This window comes from Mesorhizobium sp. BR1-1-6, assembly GCF_020165355.1.
In the GTDB taxonomy this organism is placed as follows: Bacteria; Pseudomonadota; Alphaproteobacteria; order Rhizobiales; family Rhizobiaceae; genus Mesorhizobium.
Genome location: NZ_JAIUHZ010000001.1, coordinates 55,915 through 75,057 on the forward strand (window position 1 = coordinate 55,915; position 19,143 = coordinate 75,057).

15 protein-coding genes are annotated in these 19,143 nt (G+C 63.5%); 3 read left to right on the forward strand and 12 right to left on the reverse strand.

Features of this window, described 5'->3' with window-relative positions; all coding sequences use genetic code 11:
- Positions 1-2 precede the first annotated feature (2 nt).
- The gene (locus LB545_RS00295) at positions 3-248 is read left to right on the forward strand and encodes a YMGG-like glycine zipper-containing protein (protein WP_140500585.1); all 246 of its coding nucleotides are present in this window, start codon (positions 3-5) and stop codon (positions 246-248) included.
- Between the two features lie 203 nt (positions 249-451).
- Here LB545_RS00295 and LB545_RS00300 read toward each other — a convergent pair whose 3' ends face one another.
- From LB545_RS00300 to xylF, 4 genes are all read right to left on the reverse strand, one after another.
- A complete protein-coding gene (locus LB545_RS00300; RefSeq protein WP_140676410.1) occupies positions 452-2,074 on the reverse strand; it encodes a CHASE domain-containing protein in 1,623 nt (540 codons plus the stop codon).
- Positions 2,075-2,210: 136 nt separating this feature from the next.
- On the reverse strand, positions 2,211-3,011 hold the full coding sequence (locus LB545_RS00305; protein ID WP_140686493.1) for an ATP-binding cassette domain-containing protein: 801 nt from the start codon (positions 3,009-3,011) through the stop codon (positions 2,211-2,213).
- Between the two features lie 15 nt (positions 3,012-3,026).
- Positions 3,027-4,379 carry a sugar ABC transporter permease gene (locus LB545_RS00310; protein WP_140500580.1) on the reverse strand — a complete coding sequence of 451 codons (1,353 nt, stop codon included), beginning with the start codon at positions 4,377-4,379 and terminating at the stop codon, positions 3,027-3,029.
- A gap of 142 nt (positions 4,380-4,521) precedes the next feature.
- Complete coding sequence (xylF, locus tag LB545_RS00315) at positions 4,522-5,562, reverse strand: D-xylose ABC transporter substrate-binding protein (protein WP_140500579.1); 1,041 nt, start codon at positions 5,560-5,562, stop codon at positions 4,522-4,524.
- Positions 5,563-5,821: 259 nt separating this feature from the next.
- On the opposite strand from xylF, the gene LB545_RS00320 reads away from it, so the two are divergent.
- Positions 5,822-7,063, forward strand: a complete 1,242-nt coding sequence (locus LB545_RS00320) for an ROK family protein (protein ID WP_140561570.1) — start codon at positions 5,822-5,824, stop codon at positions 7,061-7,063.
- 7 nt (positions 7,064-7,070) lie between these two features.
- Here LB545_RS00320 and phoB read toward each other — a convergent pair whose 3' ends face one another.
- The 8 genes from phoB to LB545_RS00360 form a co-directional block, all read right to left on the reverse strand.
- Entirely contained in the window at positions 7,071-7,760 is a 690-nt protein-coding gene (gene phoB, locus LB545_RS00325; protein WP_010911896.1) for a phosphate regulon transcriptional regulator PhoB, read from the reverse strand.
- 19 nt (positions 7,761-7,779) lie between these two features.
- A complete protein-coding gene (gene phoU / locus LB545_RS00330) occupies positions 7,780-8,487 on the reverse strand; it encodes a phosphate signaling complex protein PhoU (RefSeq protein WP_140500575.1) in 708 nt (235 codons plus the stop codon).
- A 25-nt stretch (positions 8,488-8,512) separates the two neighbouring features.
- Positions 8,513-9,316 carry a phosphate ABC transporter ATP-binding protein PstB gene (gene pstB, locus LB545_RS00335; RefSeq protein WP_140561568.1) on the reverse strand — a complete coding sequence of 268 codons (804 nt, stop codon included), beginning with the start codon at positions 9,314-9,316 and terminating at the stop codon, positions 8,513-8,515.
- Positions 9,313-10,164, reverse strand: a complete 852-nt coding sequence (gene pstA / locus LB545_RS00340; RefSeq protein ID WP_140517887.1) for a phosphate ABC transporter permease PstA — start codon at positions 10,162-10,164, stop codon at positions 9,313-9,315. Before pstA ends, pstB begins: the two co-directional genes overlap by 4 nt.
- A 3-nt stretch (positions 10,165-10,167) precedes the next feature.
- Positions 10,168-11,157 (reverse strand): phosphate ABC transporter permease subunit PstC, encoded by a 990-nt coding sequence (pstC, locus tag LB545_RS00345; RefSeq protein WP_140517886.1) that lies wholly within the window; start codon positions 11,155-11,157, stop codon positions 10,168-10,170.
- Positions 11,158-11,222: 65 nt separating this feature from the next.
- Positions 11,223-12,281: a phosphate ABC transporter substrate-binding protein PstS gene (pstS, locus tag LB545_RS00350; RefSeq protein ID WP_140517885.1), complete on the reverse strand. Its 1,059-nt coding sequence runs from the start codon at positions 12,279-12,281 to the stop codon at positions 11,223-11,225.
- 517 nt (positions 12,282-12,798) lie between these two features.
- Complete coding sequence (locus LB545_RS00355; protein ID WP_224704192.1) at positions 12,799-16,932, reverse strand: PAS domain-containing protein; 4,134 nt, start codon at positions 16,930-16,932, stop codon at positions 12,799-12,801.
- 608 nt (positions 16,933-17,540) lie between these two features.
- The gene (locus LB545_RS00360) at positions 17,541-18,506 is read right to left on the reverse strand and encodes a DUF2865 domain-containing protein (protein ID WP_224704194.1); all 966 of its coding nucleotides are present in this window, start codon (positions 18,504-18,506) and stop codon (positions 17,541-17,543) included.
- A 262-nt stretch (positions 18,507-18,768) separates the two neighbouring features.
- Here LB545_RS00360 and LB545_RS00365 point away from each other — a divergent pair, with 262 nt between their 5' ends.
- Positions 18,769-18,972 carry a hypothetical protein gene (locus LB545_RS00365; protein WP_140500562.1) on the forward strand — a complete coding sequence of 68 codons (204 nt, stop codon included), beginning with the start codon at positions 18,769-18,771 and terminating at the stop codon, positions 18,970-18,972.
- The last annotated feature ends 171 nt before the right edge of the window (positions 18,973-19,143 follow it).

Consider the following 19,143-nt stretch of genomic DNA (forward strand, 5'->3'; position numbering starts at 1 on the left):
CTATGCGGAAAATTCTTATTGCCATGGCTGCCGTGGTCGCCGTCAGCGGCTGTACCTCGACCGAGCAGGATGTCGTCGGCGGCGGCTTGATCGGCGCCGGCGTGGGCGGCTTGGTCGGCGGCGGCAAGGGCGCGCTGATCGGCGCGGCCGTCGGTGCCGGCTCCGGCCTGCTGGTCCGCAACCTGCGCAATGGATACTGCCAGTATCGCGATCATCGGGGTCGCATCTACACGGCTCGCTGCAACTAAGGCAATTCGGGCGGGAAAAGCGCGGAGCGGTTTTCCCGCCGGAATTGCGAGCAAGGAGCGGATCGGCGATCTATCAGACGCTGAACCGCTCCGAGCAACTTGAATCGCGCGCTGTCGGGCTCATTCGCGAACCCGGCAGCGGTGCGGCAATTTATTGGCCGCCGCGTGAAGCCTGGAGCGATTCCGCCAAGGCCCGATGGCATTCACGCCGGCAGCGGAATCCTGATTTCCACATTCAATCCGTCATCGCGATAATCGCGGTGGATCGTGCCACGCAGCTCACGCGTGACATTGAGGTCGATCAATTTGGTGCCGAAGCCGGTCGTGGCCGGCGCGTCGACCTTCTTCTGCCCGGTTTCCTGCCAGCTCAGAGCCAAGACCCGGTCACGCCCGCGCCCTTCGACCGACCATTCGATCCTGAGGGCGCCGACCGTATTGCCGGCCTCGCCATATTTCAGCGCATTCGTTGCCAGTTCGTGGAAGGTGAGGCCCAGTGCCTGCGTCGTGGTTTCGTCAAGCAGCACCTCCGGCCCGGACAAAAGCTCTTCCGGCAGCTCCTTTCCGAACACTTGGCCAAGCTCGATGCGCAGGAGATCGCCGAGATCCGCCTTCTGCCAGCGCGAGCGCGTCAGCATGTCCTGGGACGCGGCCATTGCCTGTAGCCGGGCCGAGAAAGATGCCGAGAACTCATTGACGTCGCTGGCACGTGACGCGGTCTGGCGCGCGATCGCCAGCACTCGCGTGATCGAATTCTTGATGCGATGCTTCATCTCCTGCAGCATCAAATCCTTTTCGAGCAGGCTCTTTTCCGTCGTCTCATGCAGCAGCGATGCTGCCTCGTAGGCTCGCTCCTGATAGCGCGCGACGAGCGCGATGGCGCCGGCCAGCAGCAGCCCGAACAGGCCGAGCATGACCGGGATGGCCCGTGACGATGGCTGCGAGAAGGCGCTTGTCGGCCTGAACTGCACGGTCCACGGCCGGCCCGCCACGCTGATCTTGCGGGTGACCAGCAGCCTGTCGCCAAAGCCCGAGACGGGCGGTGTCTCCGACCGGAACAGCAGATGATCCGGATCGACGCCGCCATCGTAGATTTCGGTGTTGACGGGCAGCAGCGGCGCACGGCTGAGCGCGATCTGGAACAGCTCCCTGGCCCGGAAGGCCGCGTAGAGAAAGCCTACCGTCGAGGACCGCGATGCGTTTATGGCATCAGGTGCGGTCTCGACGTTGAGCCGCACGAAGACGAGAAAGCCGGTGAAGGTCTGCGCCGCGCCCGTGCCCTGGCCGAGTTGCACCAGCCCGCTCGCGTGCTGCTGGTCATCTGCCATTGCCTTCTCGATTGCCGCGCGCCGCACGGGCTCGGTGAACATGTCATAGCCGATGCTGGCCTTATTGGACGGGTCGAGCGGCTCGAACAGCACAACGGGCGTCCGCCATGGCTGGGTGGTGTCCGGATAGATCGCACGCCTGGTGCCCTGGTCATGCAGCATGTCGCGCTCGACCGTCGCCTCGTCGCCTGCTTTCACCAGCCGGAGAAAGCCGATGCCGCGCAGGCCGGCGAAATTGGTATCGACATTGAGGGCATTGAAGAACGCTTTGAACTCGCTCTGCGAGATGTCGCCATTGCGGGCGTCGAACAAGGCTTGCGACGAGCGCAGCAGCGACAGCTGCAGGTCGATCCGGCTCTCGATACGGTTGAGCGCATCGTCCGCGGTCGCGTCGAACTTGATGCGAGCCGCCTCTTGCGTCGCGAAATAGGCGAACCCCGCCATTGTCATGCTGATCAGCGCAACGGCAACGAAAGCGACGATTGGAAAAAGCTTCTTCAACGGATAATGCGGCCTATCAGCATGTGAGCCCTTTATGGGCAAGTCGCCCGGTCAACACAATGGCAAGGCCAAGCCATCCCGCCGGCTGGCATATCACCTGATCGGCAGATCGGTAACGGGCTCAGGCCAGCAGGCTTCAGGCAGCGATCTTCAACGCGCCTGGTCCGGGAATGGCGCCAGGCGGACATTTGCCCAGGATGATCATGCCCAGCACCTCGTCCTGGGTCACATCGGTGGTGCGGGCAGTGCCGACGACCTGGCCGTTTTTCATGACGCACACCCGGTCGGCCAGTTCGAATACGTCGTGAATGTCATGGCTGATCAGGAAGATGCCGATGCCGTCGGACTTGAGCTGCCTGACCAGTTCCCCGACCTGGGCCGTTTCCTGCGGTCCAAGTGCTGCCGTCGGCTCGTCCATGATCAGGATGCGGGCGTTGAACAGGATCGCGCGTGCGATCGCCACCGACTGCCGCTGTCCGCCCGACAGCTTGATCACCGGCTCCTTGAAGCGCTGGAAGCGGGGATTGAGCCTGCCCATCACCTTGCGCGCCTCGGCCTCCATGGCGACATCATCGAGCGTGCCCCAGGCGGTCCTCAGCTCGCGGCCGAGGAACAGGTTGGCGGCGGCGTCGACATTGTCGGCGAGCGCCAGGGTCTGGTAGATCGTCTCGATGCCGTATTTCTTGGCATCGCGCGGGTTGGAGATCGAAGCCTCTTCGCCGTTGACGAAGATTTGGCCCGCGTCACGCTTGTAGGCGCCCGACAGGATCTTGATCAGTGTCGACTTGCCGGCGCCGTTATGGCCGAGCAGGGCCACGACCTCGCCGGGGAAAAGATCGATCGAGGCATCGTCGACGGCGCGAATGCCGCCGAACGCGATTGAGATGTTGCGCATGTCGACCAGCGGGTTGCCGGCGGGAGCGATCCTCTCAGCCATGATTGTCCTCCTCCCTCAAACGCGTTTGCGATAGACGGTGTCGAGCCACACCGCGATGACCAGCACGGCGCCGACGACGATGCTCTGCAGCGGCGAGTCGACGCCAAGCAGCACCATGCCGGATTGCAGCGACTGCATCAAAAGCGCGCCCAGCATGGCGCCGATGATTGTTCCCGAACCGCCGGCGAGCGATGTGCCGCCGATGACGGCCGCCGCGATCACCAGCAATTCATCGAGCGTTCCGAGCACGTTGGTGGCCGAGTTCTGCCGGGCTGACGAGATCGCGGCGGCGATCGTGGCCAGCACGCCCATGATCATGAACACTTTCATCGTGATCCAGCGTGTATTGATGCCGGCGAGGTTGGCTGCTTCCGGATTGCCGCCAATGGCAAAGACATAGCGACCAAAACGGGTGCGTTTGGTGATGAAGGTCATGACCAGCCCGACGGCGATGGCCATCAGCACCGGTATGGCGATGCCGTGGGCGATGAACAGGCCGCCCTCGGGCACGGTTATGTTGTTGGCGGCTGCATATCTGTTCACGATGCCGACTGGCCACGGATAGGAATTGGCCAGCCAAACCGCGCCCATGATGACGGCGCAGGTCAGCACGCCGATCAGCGTCTCGGCCCAGATCGGACGCAGCGGGAAACGGAAGCGCTTGCGCTGTACCCGCCCGTTGAACAGCGCAAGCACCACCGCAAGGCAGGCGGCGATACCGACCACCCAGCTCCAGGTCGCGCCGATCGATCCGGCCGGGCCGCCGCCCATCAGCTGGAACGTCGCGTTGAGCGGCGCCACCGTCTGGCCGCTGGTAACCCACCATGCCGCACCGCGCCAGACCAGAAGCCCGCCCAGCGTCACGATAAAGGCCGGCACTTCGAGATAGGCGATGACAAAGCCCTGGAAGGCGCCGATCAACAGACCGAGCACCAGGCCGATGACCAGCGCCAGCACCCAGATCCATGGGTTGCCAAGCTCAAGCCCGACGAAGCGCACTAGGAAATGCACCTGGGCGAAGCCCATGACCATGCCGATCAACCCTTCGGCGGAACCGACGGACAGATCGATATTGCGCATGACGATGACCAGCACCATGCCGCAGGCCATGATGGCGACGGCCGAGGTCTGCACCGACAGGTTCCACAGATTGCGCGGCGTGAGAAAGGTACGGCTGTCGAAATCGAGCGGATTGACGCCGAGACGCAGGCTGGACAAGACATGCAACCCGATCCAGATCAGCAGCAGCGCGCCGATCATGCCGAGCATGCGCGTGTCGATCTCGGTCGCCTTAAGGAACCGGGCGACGGCGCCGAGTTCCGACGCACGCGCGGTGTCGGCCTGCGGGTTGGACGTCGTATCGGTCATGATTTTCTCCCACCGGCCTGCCCGTCCGATGCGGGATGACGGAAGCCAGCCTAGAAGTTACCCGCCCGGGGCGGAAAAACAAATTTTCTTGAAAAAACGCCGCGGCTTGGCAGCCGCGGCGTTCATCGCATGAAATGGAGGATCAGTTGCAGGCCGCTACGCTGCCCGCCGCGACGCCGGCACAGACCTCGTCTTTCTTGATCCAGCCGGCGTCGATGACGACGTTGAGATTGTCCTTGGTGATCGCAACCGGGGTCAGGAACAGCGATTTGACGGTGTTCCCACCGGGCGTTGTGAAGTCCTTGACGCCGGCGATATCGGTCATCTTCTTGCCGTCGGCCAGCTGCGAGGCGATCTCGGCGGCATTCTTGCCGAGTTCACGCGCGTCCTTCCACACCGACACGGTCTGCGTGCCGAGCGCGATGCGGTTCAGCGCCGCGTGGTCGCCGTCCTGGCCCGAGACCGGAACGGTACCGGCCAGGCCTTGAGCCGTCAGCGCCGCGACGACGCCGCCGGCAGTGCCGTCATTGGCCGCGACCACCGCGTCGACCTTGTTGTCGTTGGCGGTCAGGAACTGCTCCATGTTCTTCTGCGCGTTGGCCGGCAGCCAGCCATCCGTATAGGCTTCGCCGACATTCTTGATCTTGCCGCTGTCGATGGCGTCCTTGAGCACTTCCATGGAGCCCGAGAACAGGAAATCGGCATTCGGATCGGCACCCGAGCCCTTGATGAAGACGTAGTTGCCTTCCGGCTTCACCTTGAACACTTCGCGGGCCTGCATGCGGCCGACTTCCTTGTTGTCGAAGGTGAGATAGAAGACGTCCTTGTTCTCGATCAGGCGGTCATAGCCGACGACCGGAATGCCTTCGTCGAGCGCCTTCTGCACCGCCGGGCCGATGGCGGAGGCGTCCTGCGCCAGGATGATCAGCGAATTGGCGCCCTGGGAGATCAGGCTCTCGACGTCGGTGAGCTGCTTGCCGGGATTGGACTGGGCGTCGGCGGAAATATACTTGTCGCCGGCGGCTTCGATCGCCTTCTTCATGGCGGCCTCGTCGGTCTTCCAGCGCTCTTCCTGGAAGTTCGACCAGGAAACGCCGATGACCTTGTCCTTCGCCTGCGCGACCGACGCGAGCGTCAGCGACATGGCGACACCCGCCAGGATGGCGGCTGTGAATCTCTTCATCTTAATCCTCCCTGCGCCGCGTATGGCGCGACCAAACAGGCCCGTAGGCCGGCACAAAGGCTCTATTTTTTCGAGCCTCGAAAAAACACTGGTCCATCGTCGGAACACTGTCAACGTCGATTCTGATGTATTTTGATGTCCTCGTGAATTTTTTTCGAGCTCCGGAATAAATAATGACAGCCAAGGCCGGTTCTGCCAGTATTTGACGGTCGTCGGGATCCTGGGGAGAGAACGCGGCGACGGGGAGGATGCGAGAAACATGTCGGTCGGAATCCGCCACGATGATTTGCGCCGACGCAACCGGGCGATGGTGATCGCGGCCGTGCGCCGTGCCGGGCAGCCCTCGCGCACCGAGATTGCCGCGACCACCGGGCTCAGCCATTCCACCATATCGGCGATCTCCTCCGACCTGATTGGCGAAGGCATCCTGGCGCAGAGCAAGCCGAGCGAGGCCGGTGCGCTGAAACGCGGCCGGCCGCAGGTCGGCCTCAGCCTCAACCCTGAAGCCGCGGCGGTGATGACCGTTGTGCTGTCGCTGAATTTCCTCTCCGTCGCAGTCATCGACTATGCCGGCCAGGTGATATCTGAGGAGCAGCGCCGGCTGGACACGCTGACCCTGTCGCGCGAGGCGCTGATCGGCGAATGCGTGGCCATCGTCAGGCGGCGGTTCGAGGATCCCGACCTCGACGTCGGCAGCATCGCCCGTATCGCGCTGGCGATCCAGGGCATCACCGACACGGATGCGCGCGCCATGCTGTGGTCGCCGATCACGCCGCAGACCGACATCGCCTTCGCCGACATACTGGAGGCCGAGTTCGGCATTCCCGCCACCATGGAGAACGATTGCAACATGATGGCGGTGGCGCTGCGCTGGCGCGATCCCCAGCGCTACCGCGACGACTTCATCGCCATACTTTTGTCGCACGGCATCGGCATGGGCTTGGTGCTGAAGGGTGAACTGTTCACCGGCACCCATTCATCCGGAGGCGAGTTCGGCCACATGATCCATCGCCCCGGCGGGGCGCTCTGCCGCTGCGGGCGGCGCGGCTGCGTCGAGGCCTATGCCGGCAACTATGCCATTTGGCGCAACGCGAGGCAGCTTGGCGAGGACACCCAGCCCGTCGACGTCAGCGACGCCGACATGCGCACCCTGGCGGCCTCGGCGCGCGAAAAGGACGGGCCGGAGCGCGAAGCCTACCGCAAGGCCGGCGAGGCGCTGGGTTACGGCCTTGGCAGCCTGTTCGCCCTGATCGATCCGGCGCCGGTCGCCATGGTCGGCGTCAGCGCCGCCGCCTTCGACCTGATCGAGCCGGCTCTGCGCGAGGCCATTGCCCAGACCGCCGGCGGCCAGCACTCGAAATCGATTTCCTTCGACACCGAGCCGAACGAACTGCCGCTGATCCGCGAGGGCTGCGCCATGCGCGCGCTAACCTTCGTCGACCAGGAAATTTTCGCGCCGGGGGCACAGGCGAAATCAGGCATAGGCGAGAACGTTGCGTGACATATCCCTAGTCTTCGCGGATCGCGTACCCCGCGCCCCGAATGGTGCGGATCACGTCAGGCATGCGGCCGTTGTTGACCGCCTTGCGCAGCCGGCCGACATGCACGTCCACGGTGCGCTCGTCGATATAGATCGTTTCGCCCCAGACATTGTCGAGCAGTTGGCTGCGCGAGAACACGCGGCCGGGATGTCGCATCATGAATTCGAGCAGGCGGAACTCGGTCGGCCCGAGCCGGATCTCGCTTTTCTTGCGGTAGACCCGGTGCGATTCACGGTCGAGCACGATGTCGCCGACCTTGAGCACGCTGGACAGAACTTCGGGCTTGGCGCGGCGCAGCAGCGCCTTGACGCGTGCCATGAATTCCGGCGTTGAGAACGGCTTGACCAGATAGTCGTCGGCGCCGGTGGAGAGACCGCGCACCCGGTCGCTTTCCTCGCCGCGCGCCGTCAGCATGATGATCGGCAGCCGCTCAGTCTCGGGCCGCATGCGGAGACGGCGGCAGAGCTCGATGCCGGACACCGCCGGCACCATCCAGTCGAGCACAAGAAGGTCAGGGACATTCTCCTGCAAGCGGATCTCGGCTTCGTCGCCGCGCGTCACCACCTCTACCTGATAACCCTCCGATTCCAGATTGTAACGGAGCAGCACACCCAGCGGCTCCTCGTCCTCCACCACCATGATGCGTGGCGCGATCATCGACTGGTCACCCCTGCCGTCAAGCCGCTGGCGCCGACATCGCCGTCTCGTCCTGCTTCGGGCGATTGGCGGGCAATTGCGTGCCGGTCAGCACATAATAGGCATTTTCGGCAATGTTGGTCACGTGATCGCCGATGCGCTCGAGATTCTTGGCGCAGAACAAAAGATGCGTGCAGGCGGTGATGTTGCGCGGATCCTCCATCATGTAGGTCAGCAGCTCGCGGAAGACCGACGTGTATTTGACGTCGATGCGTTCATCGTCGGCGCGCAGCTTCGCAAGTGCCGCGGCATCGCGCGCCGCATACTCCTCGATCACGCCTTGCACCTGGATCAGCACAAGCTGCGCCATGGCGTCGATGGAGTGCGACAGGTCGCGCGGCGTGGCGGCAAGGCCGACGGTGCCGACGCGCTTGGCGATGTTCTTGGCGAGATCGCCGATGCGTTCGAGATCGCCCGCCATGCGGATCGAGCCGACGACATGGCGCAGATCGTCCGCCATGGGCTGCCGCTTGGCGATCAGGGTGATGGCGCGGTCGTCGAGTTCGCGCTGGCGCGCGTCCATGATGGCGTCGTCGGAGACGACGCGCTGGGCGAGCGCGTTGTCGGAATTCAGGAGCGCCTTGGTGGCGCCGCCGACCATCGATGAGGCGAGATCGCCCATGTCGCGGATCAGCCTGCTGATCTGTCCGAGATCTTCGTCAAAGGCTGCGACTGTGTGTTCGGCCATGATCTTGGTCCTCGTATGCCTGGGATCAGCCGAAGCGGCCGGTGATATAGTCCTGCGTGCGCTTCTCGCGGGGCGATGTGAAGATCTTCTCGGTGCGGTCGAACTCGACCAACTCGCCCAGATACATGAACGCGGTCTGCTTCGACACGCGCGCCGCCTGCTGCATGTTGTGGGTGACGATGACGATCGTATAGTCGGCCTGCAGCTCATCGATCAGCTCCTCGATCTTGGCGGTCGACAGCGGATCGAGCGCCGAGGCAGGCTCGTCGAGCAGGATGACCTCCGGCTTCACCGCCACCGTGCGGGCGATGCAGAGGCGCTGCTGCTGGCCGCCCGAAAGGCTGAGGCCGCTGGCGTTGAGCTTGTCCTTGACCTCGCTCCACAGTGCCGCGCGCTTCAGCGCCTGCTCGACACGGCCGTCCATCTCCGCCTTGCTGAGCTTCTCATAGAGCCTGACGCCGAAGGCGATGTTCTCGTAGATCGACATCGGGAACGGCGTCGGCTTCTGGAACACCATGCCGATCTTGGTCCTGAGCAGGTTGAGGTCCTGCGAGCGGTCGAGGATATTCTGGCCGTCGAGCAGCACCTGGCCCTCGGCGCTCTGCCTCGGGTAGAGCTCGTAGATGCGGTTGAAGACGCGCAGCAGCGTCGACTTCCCGCAGCCCGAAGGCCCGATGAAGGCGGTGACGCTGCGCTCGGGCAGCGACAGGCTGATATCCTTCAGCGCCTTCGACTGGCCATAGTAGAAATTGAGATTCTTGACCTCGATCTTGGCTTTCTCGACCGCGACTTCGGGCGTGTTCAATTCGGTGGACAACATCGGTTTCATCTGTCCTCTCTGCGTCCGGTAAGGCTGCGGGCGAAGATGCTCAGCCCGAGAACCGTAAGGGTGATTATGAGTGCGCCGGTCCACGCCAGCTGCTGCCATTCCTCGTAGGGGCTGAGAGCGAACTGGAAGATGGTGACGGGCAGGCTGGCCATCGGCGCATTGAGATTACTCGACCAGAACTGGTTGTTGAGTGCCGTGAAGAGCAGCGGCGCCGTCTCGCCGGAAATGCGGGCGATGGCCAGCAATATGCCGGTGACGATGCCCGACAGCGCCGCACGGTAGGCGACCGAGCGGATGACCACCCAGCGCGGCGCGCCGATCGCGGCGCCGGCCTCGCGCAGGGCGTTCGGCACCAGGTTGAGCATGTCCTCCGTGGTGCGAACGACGACCGGGATGACCAGGATGGCCAGTGCGACGGCACCGGCAATCGCCGAGAAATGTCCCATCGGCCGCACCAGCAGCTCGTAGACGAACAGGCCGACGATGATCGAGGGTGCCGACAGCAGGATGTCGTTGATGAAGCGCACGACGGTGGTGAGGCGCGAGAAGCGGCCATATTCGGCCATGTAGGTCCCAGCGAGGACACCGATCGGCGTGCCGACGATGACGGCGATGACTGTCATCATGATACTGCCGTAGATGGCATTGAGCAGGCCGCCGGCATCGCCGGGCGGCGGTGTCATTTCGGTGAACACAGAGAGCGAAACACCCGACAGGCCCTTATAGAGCAGTGCGCCGAGGATCAGCGCCAGCCAGGCCAGGCCGATGCCCGCCGCCGCGACGCATAGCGTCATCATCACGGCATTCCTGCGCTTGCGTCGATTGTGAAGCGATGTGGCCGTCGACATCGGTCAGGCTCCCGTGCGGCTGTCCATGCGCAGCAGCATGTAGCGCGCAAGGGCAAGGATCAGGAAAGTGATGACGAACAGGATCAGGCCGAGCGCCACCAGCGAAGACGTATAGAGATCGCCGTCGGCTTCGGTGAACTCGTTGGCGATGGTCGCCGAGATCGTCGTGCCGGGCGCGAACAGCGAGGCGCTGATGCGGTGGGCGTTGCCGATGACGAAGGTTACCGCCATGGTTTCGCCGAGCGCGCGGCCGAGGCCGAGCATGACGCCGCCCATGATGCCGACGCGGGTATAGGGGATGACGACGCGGCGCGTGACCTCCCAGGTCGTGCAGCCGATGCCGTAGGCCGATTCCTTCAGCACCGCCGGCACCGTGTCGAAGACATCCTTGGTGATCGAGGTGATGAAGGGCAGGACCATGATGGCAAGGATCAGCGCCGAGGTCAGAAGGCCGATGCCGTAGGGCGGGCCGGCAAACAGGCTGGAGAGTCCCGGCACGTCGTGGAAAAGCTTGATGATGAAGGGCTGCACCGTCGTCTGCAGGAACGGCGCGAACACGAACAGGCCCCAGATGCCGTAGATGATGGAGGGTATGCCGGCAAGCAGCTCGACGGCGATGCCGATGGGGCGCCGGAGTGGCCGCGGGCAGAGTTCGGTAAGGAAGATGGCGATGCCGATGCCGATGGGAACGGCGATCAGGATGGCGATGGCGGCGGTGACGATGGTTCCGTAGATCGGGGCCAGCGCTCCGAAATTCTCGGTGACCGGGTTCCACGATTCGGTCGTCAGGAAGGAGAACCCGAATTTCGACAGCGCTTCCCACGAGCCGGCAAACAGCGAAATCGCCACGCCGCCGAGGATGAGCAGGACGAGGATGGCGGAAAAGCGTGTCGCCGTCCGGAAAATCGTATCGGTGAGCGCGAAGCGTCGGACCGTCGCTTCCCTGGCCCGCATGGCGGCCGACGATGGCATGGCTTCGGAGACGGCGGTCATCTGGCCCTCGCGTTTCAAGGAAGACAGGGAGGGCGCCGTGAAGCGCCCTCCTCGTTCAGCAGGGATTACATGGCGGAATAGAGCGGCTTGCCGTCTTCGCCGACGATGTCCTTGGCCCACATGTCCTCGACGCTCTTGACGACCGCGTCGGGGATCGGAACGTAGTCCAGCGCCCCGGCCATGTCGTCGCCCTTGGCGTAGGACCAGGCGAAGAACTTGAGCGCTTCACCGGTCGCCGCCACGTCGCCGGGCTTCTTGTAGACCAGGATCCAGGTCGCCGACGTCATCGGCCAGGATTCGGCGCCCGGCTGGTTGGCCAGGATGACGCCGTAACCAGGCTGCGAGCTCCAGTCGGCATTGGCCGCCGCCGCCGAGAACGCCGCCGCCGTCGGCTCGACCTTCTTGCCGTCCTTGTTGATCATGTCGGCATAGGTCAACTTGTTCTGCTTGGCGTAGGCGTATTCGACATAGCCGATCGAGCCACCGGTCTGCGAGACGTTGTTGGCGACGCCTTCATTGCCCTTGGCGCCGATGCCAACCGGCCATTCGAGCGCGGTGTTGACGCCGACCTTCGACTTCCAGTCGGCGCTGACGTCGGCCAGGTAGTAGCTGAAGTTGAACGTGGTGCCCGAACCGTCGGAGCGATGCACGACGGCGATCGCCTGGTCGGGAAGCTTGACGTCGGGATTGAGCTTGGCGATCGCCGCGTCATTCCAGTTGGTGATCTTGCCGACGAAGATATCGGCCAGCGTCGGGCCGTCGAGCACCAGTTCGCCCGGCTTGATGCCTTCGAGATTGACGACCGGAACGATGCCGCCCATCACCATCGGGAACTGTGCAAGTCCGGTGGATTCGAGATCCTCGCCCTTCAGCGGCGCATCGGAAGCGCCGAAGGTGACGGTCTTGGCTTTGATCTGCTTGATGCCGCCGCCCGAGCCGATCGACTGGTAGTTGAGACCGATGCCGGTCTCCTTCTTGTAGGCATCGGCCCACTTCGCATAGATCGGGTAAGGGAAGGTGGCGCCGGCACCGGAGATGTCAGCTGCCATTGCCGCGGAAAGGGTGAGGGTGGACGCCGCAGCCATTGCGATCGCAACGGCCGCCGAGCGGATGAAATGTCTCATATGGCCTGCTCCTGTTCGGAAGATGGTCTCTCGGCGCCATTCCTTGCCAGCGCCCGCTGAGGCCAATAGCGTTCGATTATAACAGTCGCATGACAGTTTCGTGTCAGCCCGGTAACGCGTCGCCGGCGCTTGGAAAGGCGATGGCGATTAGCGGCTGCGGCATGGCGCCGGTTTGCCTTCGGGAATCAGGGACTTGCGCGATCCGGCCACCCAAACAGCCATCGGATTCGGCATGGATCGCTGATCGAAGAAAAGCCGGACGGGAGCGCGTTGCTCGAGGCCAGAGGATGTCTTGGCCGGGCCATCGCCAAAAACAGGTCCGTTGGGGTAGATTGACGCTGCTTCATACTGGCGGTCGCTGCTCCCGCCCGTAACTAGAAGAGAGCGGAAATTCGATGCCGTCATTGTCCCGGCTGGACGCAGGCTTTGATATGGTGCGATCGCACCATAGTCTTGCTCGAAGGGCTGCAGCCGGCCCCGGGTGATTCTCGCCGCAATCCGGCCGAAGGCGCAAAGTCTATCCCGCGTTGCGCCGGGCCTGGCGACCGGCGCCGACCCAGCGCTCGACCTTTTCGAGCAGGGCCCTGGGGCTGATCGGCTTGGGCAGATAGTCATCCATGCCGGCGTCCAGGCAGCGTTCGCGATCGCCCTTGAGCGCATGCGCGGTGACCCCGACGATCGGCACATGCGTGCCGGTTTCCTCTTCCAGCCGGCGGATGGCGGCGGTTGCCTCGAGCCCGTTCATCTCCGGCATCGAGACGTCCATCAGGATCATGCACGGATTGAGCCTGCCGAAAGCGTCCAGCGCCTTGCGGCCATTGCCGACGATCTCGAAACCGTAGCCGGTCTCGCCGAGGATCTGGGTGAAGACCATCTGGTTGACCTCATTGTCCTCGGCCACGAGGATGTCCAGCCGCTGCTCGCCGCCAGTCGCGGCAAGCCGAGGCCTGACCGGCGGCGGCTGCAGCAACGCGCGTTGCCCTGCCGCCGGTGGCGGTGACTGCGGATTGTTCCCGCCGCCTCCCTCGACAGCAAGCGGCCGGGCGACATCCGTGGCGTGGCGATGCCGCTGGATGGTGGCGACCAGCGTTTCCAGAAGCACCGAGGAGCGTGCGGGCTTGATGAGTTGGGCATCAATGCCGAGATCGCGGTAACTGGTGTTGGCCAGCGACTGGTCGACGGAGGTCAGCATGATGATCGGCGTGTCGGCAAGCCCGGCGGTGTTGCGCACGACACCTGCCATCTCGGCGCCGCTCATCTCGGGCATCTGATAATCGAGCACGACGCAATCGACCGGCACGCCGTAGGCGGCGGCCGCGATCAGCACTTTCAGTCCCTCGGCGCCGCTCTCGGCCGCGCAGGAATCGAAGGTCCATGACGTCATCTGCTCGGTCAGGATGGCGCGGTTGACGGCATTGTCGTCGACGATCAGCACCCGCGCGCCGGTCACGTCCACCGGCATGATGCGCTGCGCGTTCTGTTGTCCGGCCCTGGGCAGCGTGACCGTGAACCAGAAGGTCGACCCCTTGCCTTCGGCGCTTTCCACGCCGATGTCGCCGCCCATCAATTCGACCAACCGCGAGGTGATCGCGAGCCCGAGCCCAGTGCCCTCATGCCGCCTCGTCGAGGAGGTGTCGACCTGGCTGAATTTCTCGAACACCTGTTTCAGCTTTTCCTCAGGGATGCCGATCCCGGTGTCGGTGACCGAGATCGTCAGCCTGGTTCCGTCCGGCACACTTTCGCCGGTGACGTCGACGAGCACATGGCCTTCTTCGGTGAACTTCACCGCATTGCCGAGCAGGTTGGTGACGATCTGCCGGATGCGGCCGACATCGCCGATGAACAGGCTTTCGAGCCCAGGCTCGATGCGCACGATGAGCTCGAGGTCCTTTTCCTTGGCCCGCGTCGACACCAGCGTCGCCACGTCCTCGATCGCCTCGGCGAGATTGAAGGGGGCGGGATCGAGCACCAACTGGCCGGCATCGATCTTGGAGAAATCCAGGATATCGTTGATGATGGTGAGCAGCGCGTTGCCCGATTTGACGATGATGTCGGTGAAGGTCTTCTGCTTCGGATCGAGATCGGATTTGGCCAGGAGTTCGGCCATGCCCAGCACGCCGTTCATCGGAGTGCGGATCTCATGGCTCATATTGGCGAGGAATTCCGACTTGGCGCGATCGGCAAGTATGGCGCGTTGGCGCGCCTCGCGCAGTTCCGCCTCGCGCAGCTTCAATTCGGTGATGTCGGTGGTCGACCCGATCAGGTAGAGCGACCCGTCGGACGCGATCATCGCGCCCTTGCGGGCGAACTGGTAGCGCACGCTGCCGTCCGGGAGCATCACCGTCTCCTCGACCTCCTGGGTTTCGCCGCTGCGCAGCACCGCGAGGTCGCCATTGACGAAGGCTTCGCCGTCCGGCCCGAAAATTTCGATGTCGGTCTTGCCGATCGCGTCCTGCTTGCTGAAGCCGGTGAGATCGCACCAGCCCTTGTTGACGTAGAATTGCCTGAGATCGGAGCGCTTGGCGTAGATCGACACCGGCACGTTGTCGATCAGGCTGCGGAACACCTCGTTCTCGCGCATGCTTTCTTCCAGCGCCCGCTCGCGCGCCTTGACCTCGGTGATGTCGGTGCTGGAGCCGACCAGATGCACCGATCCGTCCAGCGCCACCAGCCGGCTCTTGCGCGTCATCAACTGCCGCACCGTGCCGTCGCGATGGGTGACGGGCTCCTCGACCTCCCTGACGCTGCCCGTGAGGGCAACCTCGGTATCGTCCAGGCTGTAGCTTTCTCCATCCCCGTCGCCGAACAGCTGCCGATCGGTGCGGCCGATAACGTCTTCCTTGGCGAGCCCGGTGATCGCGCACCAGGCCTTGTTGACGAACTCGATGCTGAGGTCCTGCGCCTTGATGAAGGCGGCCACGGGCAGTTCGTCCAGCACGTGCCGGAACAGGTCGATCTGCCGCATCGAATCGTGCAGCGCCTTTTCGCGGCTCTTGATCTCGGAGATGTCGACGCGCACGCCGATGAACGTGCCGTCATCGGTGCGCATGTCATAAACCTGATACCAGCGGCCGTCGGGATTGAGACGTTCGAAGGATGAGTATGGCAGGTGGTAACGGGCGAGGATGCTGTCCAGCCAGGGATCGAGATCGCCATCATAGAGCGCATCGACCCGCGGATCGCCGCTCGAGCGGAAATAGCCAGCCGAATGACCGAGTGCCAGCGCGTCGCGGAAGGTGCGGCCGGGCTGCCACGCCGGCTTCAACGCCGGCAGCGTGTCCTGCATCTTGCGGTTGGCGAAAACGAAATTGTCCTCGCGGTCGTAGATGATCACGGCGGCCGGCAGCGATTCCAGCACGCTGGCCAGGTGTTTGCGGGCGTCCTGCGCCTCGGTCTCACGGCCCTTCATGTCCGAGACGTCGAAGAGGAAGCCGGCCACGTAGTTGCGGCCGCTTACCATTCTAACGCGGTTCTTCCTGACGACGCGCGAGCGGTTGACGCCGTCGACCTCGAAGCTTTCCTCCACCTCGTAAGGCCGCCCGGTCGCCAGCACCTCGCGCTCGCTTTTCTCGAACAGCGCAACCTCGGCCGGCGCGAGAAAATTGCCGCCGGGCTTGCCAAGCATGGTTTGCGGCGTCTGGCCGAACAGGCCCGCAAACGCCTCGTTGACGAAGACGAAGCGCAGATCGTCATCCTTGACGAAGATCGGATCCTTGACGCCGTTGATCACCGCTTCCGCCAGTCGCGCCTTTTCCAGCGCGTCGGCCAGCTCGGCCTCGCGATCCTTCATGTCGGTGACATCGACATAGGAGATGAGCCGCTTGCCGCCGGCCAGCGGGGCCAGCGACGCAACCAGGGTACGCCCGTCATTGCGCGGCAATTGTCTCGAGCCGGCGACGCCGGCCCTGATCTCGGACTCGCGCTCGGCGGTATGGCGCCGCCAGGCAACATCGTCTGCGCCGTAGGAATCGACGGCGCGGCTGGCCTCCATCAACTCGCGGAAGCCCGAGCCGATCCCGGCGCGCTGGGGATCGATTTTCCACAAATTGTAGAAGGCCTGGTTGATCACTTCGGCGCGCAGGTCGGCGTCGAGGACCATGATCCCGATCGGCATCGAATCGACCATCGTGCGAAGGTCGGGAAGGCCTCCCGAAGACGCCTCTCCTTGCTGCTTCTGCTCCAGTTCTTCGAAGGCGACGGCCAATCCCGTGACATTGCGTCCAATGCCACGATAGCCGGCGAATTTCCCCTCGTCATCGAAGCGTGGAAAGCCTGAGGTCAGCACCCAGCGGCAATCGGCGCGACCTCCCTTCAGTTCGTAGACAAAGTCACGGAACGGCCGATGTGCCTGCAGATCCTCCAGATGCATTGCCGCGCTGCGGTTGCCGTTCAGGACCTGCTTCAGGAAATCGAACCGGAAGCGGCCAAGCACAGCGGCCGGGTCGATGCCCGTGACCGCCTGATAGTTGTGCGAAAGCCAGGAAAAGCGCAGCTCGGCGTCGGTCTCCCAGATCCAGTCCGAGCCCGTTTCGACCAGCTGGCGTAGCATGGCCAAATCCATGCCTGCGGTGAACGAAGCCGCGTCGTTCACCGCCATTTCGCCCGACCCGCGCTCGCCGCGCACGCCGGCTGTCTCGTTCGCTTCAGCCATGCCGTCCCCACCCCGAATCCAAGGCCGAACCCTCCCTCCGCGGTTCGTCGGCGGAATGTGCCCGAGAAGCATTAACGATCCGCTAACCTTAACAAGCCGTTGCGCACCGGACGGGCCCTGGCCTGCGCCATTGCGCCCGGTTGTCGGCCGGATCGAAGCCGCGCTATAAGCCAATATTGGGGTGTTGCTGATGTTTGGACGGATTGTGCCTTGCTTGCTGAGCGCGGCGCTGCTTTTCGGCAGCGGCTGTTCGCGCAGCTATGACGGCACCGTCGTCATTCCGCGCCCGCTCGATGCCCGGCGTTTCTGGGACCGGCCGCCGCCCAATGTGGAATACGGGCCGTCCGGAATGGAAAACGGCGCTTTTCCGGCGCCGCCACAACCGCCAACCCGGTTTTCCGAGCGCAGGCCCGCGCCGCGCGCCGCACCGAGACGTCATCTTTCAAGAGTTTCGAGGCCACCTCCGCCGTCCTCCGATGAGGAAAAGCCCCTGGCATGCAGGAATGTCAGCGAACCCGGAAAGAGGGTTCGCATGGTCTGCGACTGATGGGTGCCACCCAAAACTGACCTTGGCTGAGAAACCGGCGCCTACAACCGGGGGCGGATGATCATTCGGCTGGGAAGAAGGCCGGGCCGACTATTCTCACCGGCCGCTTGCCGGCCTCTATCGACTGATGCTGGGCCGCCCCGGAGGCTTCGGCGTCCGCCGCGGGAATTGCCGCGACGCTGCCGAGGTCCGGCTTGGCCGACGGCAAGGGGATGATGGCATTGGTCATGTTTGTGGGCGTTACCGTTCGGGCCCTCAATTCGGCGACCCTGCTGTAGTAGCGTTTTAGGTCACATGCCTTGAAATTGACGTCGTCGCGGTAGCGGAATGCGGTCGGCAGATCGGTGTAGGGCTTGCGCGTGTCGAGAGAGACCATCTTTTCGGTTTCGAGGCTGACGTCGCTGAGCGTATAGAGGTCGACGCCCGGCTCGTCGCAGATGTAGCGGCATTGATCGGCCATATCCTTCACATCGTCGCTGCCGGCGAACTGCGACTTGGGTGCTGGGAAGAAATATCCATCCGAAAGGCGCACGCAGAACAGCATCGCGTTGCCGGCGCCCGTTGCCCTCGCCCCTGGCGCCGCCGCAGACACCGATTGGGTCTTCGCCGCCGCGCGCTTTGCCGCTGGCGCGCAGCCAAGCGCGACAAAACGTGCCCGCAGCCCCGACATGTCCCGGCCTGAATTGGAGGCCGCAGCGATCTGGCGCTGCACCTCGCTCCTGTTCCTGGCAAGATCGGCGCATGCGTTGAAGAAACCACCGAGGGAATTTTTCGCCGTACACTTGCGCTGCCTCTCGATGCCTTGGATCGCGGCAAGCTGGCGGTGCAACTGGGCAAGCTCGGGGCTCGTGCCGCCGCCACGGCCGGCCGAAGACAACTGATTTCTTATTGCACTGCAACTGTCGGCATAAGAACTGGACATGCCGAGCGCGAGCACGGTCAGGGTGACGAGCGCGATCATCATGGGGGACCAGAAACGGATCATCGGAAGGACGCGGCCCTTGTTGCTGAGAACCTGGAATGACAACTCTTTCGACTTCGGTAAGCTTTCACTAAATGAGTTTTATCTAAACTTTCTAGTCTCCATGCATTGAGAGACTCGTCTCTAGTTTAATAGAAGAACCCCTGTGAATTCAACATTGCATTTTTATTTCGAGATTGAGACGAACTGCAAAACAATGCAGCTGGACCGACGGCTGGCAGGCCTGCCGGATCACTCCGGCGTTATCGGCATCCGGTCCTGAAACCTTTGTCCGACCTTTCGCGTTGAAGCGCGAAGGAGAACGCAGATGTCGATCCAGGTCACGGTATCGGAACTGACAAGAAATCTTTTTCATTCCCTGGGACTTGACCCGAGGCCCCTGAGCGCCGAGCAAAACCTGCTGCTGGAATGCTATCTGGCCGGGCAAATCCCGGAATCGGCCTGGAACGACTACGTCTTCGAGACACCCGACCTGGCGCGGCACGCCGAGGCGCGGCGTACCAGCCACTGACCGATGAGGGCGGTGCTGGGCGAGATGGTTTGGTAGTAGCTACCTGAGCGGCTCGCTGACCCTGGCAGATGTTTTCCGGCAGGAATTGCGTAAAAAATGGAAGCGGGATCGGCGATCCGCCGAACGCCGAACGGCGCTAGCACATTAAGCCGCGGCGCGCCCTGCACGGCG

Coding starts and splice junctions, on each gene's coding strand:
- LB545_RS00295 (WP_140500585.1), top strand. CDS start 3: ATGCGGAAAATTCTTATTGCCATGGCTGCCGTGGTCGCCGTCAGCGGC.
- LB545_RS00305 (WP_140686493.1), bottom strand. CDS start 3,011: ATGGCTGAGAGGATCGCTCCCGCCGGCAACCCGCTGGTCGACATGCGC.
- LB545_RS00310 (WP_140500580.1), bottom strand. CDS start 4,379: ATGACCGATACGACGTCCAACCCGCAGGCCGACACCGCGCGTGCGTCG.
- xylF (WP_140500579.1), bottom strand. CDS start 5,562: ATGAAGAGATTCACAGCCGCCATCCTGGCGGGTGTCGCCATGTCGCTG.
- LB545_RS00320 (WP_140561570.1), top strand. CDS start 5,822: ATGTCGGTCGGAATCCGCCACGATGATTTGCGCCGACGCAACCGGGCG.
- phoB (WP_010911896.1), bottom strand. CDS start 7,760: ATGATCGCGCCACGCATCATGGTGGTGGAGGACGAGGAGCCGCTGGGT.
- phoU (WP_140500575.1), bottom strand. CDS start 8,487: ATGGCCGAACACACAGTCGCAGCCTTTGACGAAGATCTCGGACAGATC.
- pstB (WP_140561568.1), bottom strand. CDS start 9,316: ATGAAACCGATGTTGTCCACCGAATTGAACACGCCCGAAGTCGCGGTC.
- pstA (WP_140517887.1), bottom strand. CDS start 10,164: ATGTCGACGGCCACATCGCTTCACAATCGACGCAAGCGCAGGAATGCC.
- pstC (WP_140517886.1), bottom strand. CDS start 11,157: ATGACCGCCGTCTCCGAAGCCATGCCATCGTCGGCCGCCATGCGGGCC.
- pstS (WP_140517885.1), bottom strand. CDS start 12,281: ATGAGACATTTCATCCGCTCGGCGGCCGTTGCGATCGCAATGGCTGCG.
- LB545_RS00355 (WP_224704192.1), bottom strand. CDS start 16,932: ATGGCTGAAGCGAACGAGACAGCCGGCGTGCGCGGCGAGCGCGGGTCG.
- LB545_RS00365 (WP_140500562.1), top strand. CDS start 18,769: ATGTCGATCCAGGTCACGGTATCGGAACTGACAAGAAATCTTTTTCAT.